At 41.4% G+C, this 2,790-nt stretch carries 3 protein-coding genes and 1 riboswitch; of the genes, 1 reads left to right on the top strand and 2 read right to left on the bottom strand.

The annotated features are described in order from the left end of the window. Positions 1–82: 82 nt before the first annotated feature. The gene (locus tag BOW51_RS09315; protein WP_078477483.1) at positions 83–547 is read right to left on the bottom strand and encodes a PAS domain S-box protein; all 465 of its coding nucleotides are present in this window, start codon (positions 545–547) and stop codon (positions 83–85) included. 594 nt (positions 548–1,141) lie between these two features. Continuing rightward, a complete protein-coding gene (locus tag BOW51_RS09325; RefSeq protein ID WP_135568210.1) occupies positions 1,142–1,597 on the bottom strand; it encodes a hypothetical protein in 456 nt (151 codons plus the stop codon). A gap of 283 nt (positions 1,598–1,880) precedes the next feature. Then, positions 1,881–1,968, bottom strand: a riboswitch (cyclic di-GMP riboswitch). A 53-nt stretch (positions 1,969–2,021) separates the two neighbouring features. Here BOW51_RS09325 and BOW51_RS09330 point away from each other — a divergent pair. Further along, entirely contained in the window at positions 2,022–2,705 is a 684-nt protein-coding gene (locus BOW51_RS09330; RefSeq protein ID WP_135568211.1) for an SDR family NAD(P)-dependent oxidoreductase, read from the top strand. Positions 2,706–2,790: the final 85 nt, after the last annotated feature.

The following is a 2,790-nucleotide window of genomic DNA, read 5'->3' on the forward strand; positions in this document are numbered from 1 at the left end:
ACGCAGGGCGTCCGGGGCAATAAAGGCTGTCGAAGATCGAGTGTAAAAGGGCGACTTGGATGTCCCGTTTTACATCACGAGATCAAAGACACGCTTGGTGCTTATATGATCTTAGAATTTTAGGATTATTACCCACAGCGTCACTCTCAGAATATCCGGTTAGCTCTGTAAATGACTGATTGACAGACAAGATACGGCCTTTACGATCAGTGATCATGATTCCGTCCCTCGTATGTTTATAGACTGCTGCTGCGCGATTCAAATATTCCATCATGTCCAAGCTGCTTTGTTCTTTGCGCCAAAGAAGCCAGGTTGGAAGAATCAATGACAAAACTACAAAAGAGGTTGAGGTAAACACATAACGCCACTTTTCGTTATCTGATTCTGGCTCTCCCTCTAATGTTGTGGAGAAATAAGATTCTGCCCAGAATTCCCATAATATAGAGAGACTGAAAACAGTAAGAACTACTGCGATGAATAGTATTAAGTATGGTGATCGATCTGCATATTGATTTTGCATTGCACCGCCAACATTTAAGATGGTCATAATGTTTCCACTAGGCGGGAAACTTTATACTGATGTGCAGATACTTATACCACAATGTCTACAGCCTACTAAATTACAGTCAAACAAAAGGGAGTTTTTGACACAATATTTGATGGCACCAAATGACCGCTTTTGGCCGGAAGCGGTCATTCCTTCATTGACAGGTTACTTTATGTAAACAGGTGCCAAAATTAGTCCACCAAGGCGCAATAAATTACAATATATTCCAATAACAAATGCGTTAGCATAGATTGCAAGCCATTGAATTAATTATGTATTGATGTTGTATGGTATTGAGATAACAAGACTCAAAATCCTTTGGTCCGGGGTTCAAGTCCCTGACGGCCCACCAATAAAAACAAAGGCTTACGAATTTACCTCGTAGGCCTTTTTCTTTTTTGGTCCATATTTAGTCCAGTAAGACGCAATTCCATACAATTCATATCGTCCGCTTTCGGCCAGAAGCGGTCAGTCCAGCTGCTGCCGGTGAACGACTCCTCATCGACTTTAGCCGTCATTGAAATTCCCGTTTTAAGATCGCAGTTGTATGAATTTAATAAACTGTCACCGTAATTCCCAACTAATATGGGTTCCTTACAGCTTAGCCTCTTGGTTTGGTTGGTAGGATATCCAGATTAGCGTTTCTTCAGGAAGCGAAGCGGCTGTTGCGTCTGGATAGCGTTTTTCTATGGTAAATGCCTGAGCATTTAGCTCAATAAGACTGCTATCGGTTGCCCAAAAGTAATGCCTCGTTAGGCATTCCACTCGCTCAATTATCATTTCTTGAAGTTTTTTGCAGCGGTGGTCAAGGTCAAGCTGTGACCCATCTCCATATTTGTTTTTCAAGGTTTCAAAAACCCGGACAACAAGTGCTTTATCTGCATCGAGGGATGTCTCATAACCTATCATAACCTTGCTTAGAGACTTCTGGCTCTGAAAGAAAAGTACTATTGAGAACTTCTTTCCAAACATATCAATATAATCAAGCAAGACGCGCTCGCCAGTATCTGGATCAATAAAGTCTTTGCTCCACTTGGGCTGTATTTTCATAACCTCTGAGGGAGTCATATTCCAGCTATACTGATTCCATGCATTTCCATCACTACTTGCTAGAGATATACCACTCGTGAACACAAAAAGGAAAATGAAAAAGGTCCTGATCGGTCGTGCGTGCAAGCATTTCATATTCATCATTCTTCTCTATATATTTTGTCTAGTGAGAATGCACGGGGCTACGGATATATGTAAAAAACACCGCAAAGGCGGTGCCCGTGAAAATCAATTCAATATAAGCGAGCCACCAAATCAACGTATCAGTTAAGTTTATTACATTGCATGCAGCCCCTTCGCCATGGAGCGATTGCTCTTTAGACTGGTAGCTTTGCGTACCGGTCTTCGATCTCGGCTTGCCTTTTTACGCGAATTTATGTGCATCATTTTTCATGGCAGAAATTGATAATAATCATTCTGGTTTGTGGAGACAACGCCAAATAGCCAAAGAGTTGCTTATTACTCAAATAACCGTAAGTTATCAATTATTAGAGAATTTCAAATCATTAATCAGATACGAAAAACCATTAATCTACCGCTAATTATTTCTTTACTGATTGACCGCTTCGGACTGGTAGCAGAAGTAGAAGTCGGGCAACTTCAACGACGGCTTTGGGTCGGAAGCGGTCATTCCGATTTTATTAGTTTTACTTATCACAAGGGGAGAACAACTCAATGGAAGTGTGTCAATATACATAGACGGAAATCCATGAATAATAGAGAATGTTGGGGAGTACATTATGATATCCAATCAAATACTGGCCTCATGAAACAGAATCAGCAAATTAAGCATGATAGGGTGGTAATGATTTCTGGTGCTAGCCGCGGGATTGGCAAAGCCATTGCAAGACGCCTATATCAGTCTGGTTACAAACTCAGCTTGAGTAGCCGCACACCAGATGCCATGCAACAAGAGCTGCAACATCAGATGAATTCGCAGCGTCTATTGTGCCAATACTATGAAGTCGAAGATACACAAACAACGCAGGACTGGGTTGATGCGACCATAGGTAAATATGGCCGTATTGATGGCATCGTCAACAATGCCGGTATCTATCTTGATTGTTGTGTTCATGAAGGTGATGAAACCTCATTGGAGAGCCTGTAGATAATTCTGTGTAACTGCCCTGTTCAAATATGGTCAATGAGTCGATCTTCAAACTCGATCATAAAACGATTTAACGCTGCTTTCC

The sequence above is a fragment of the Solemya elarraichensis gill symbiont genome (assembly GCF_002021095.1).
GTDB lineage: Bacteria > Pseudomonadota > Gammaproteobacteria > Chromatiales > Chromatiaceae.

Bases quoted from the DNA above. Each gene is read 5' to 3' on its own strand.
- BOW51_RS09315 (WP_078477483.1), bottom strand. From the start codon at position 547: ATGACCATCTTAAATGTTGGCGGTGCAATGCAAAATCAATATGCAGAT.
- BOW51_RS09325 (WP_135568210.1), bottom strand. From the start codon at position 1,597: ATGAAAATACAGCCCAAGTGGAGCAAAGACTTTATTGATCCAGATACT.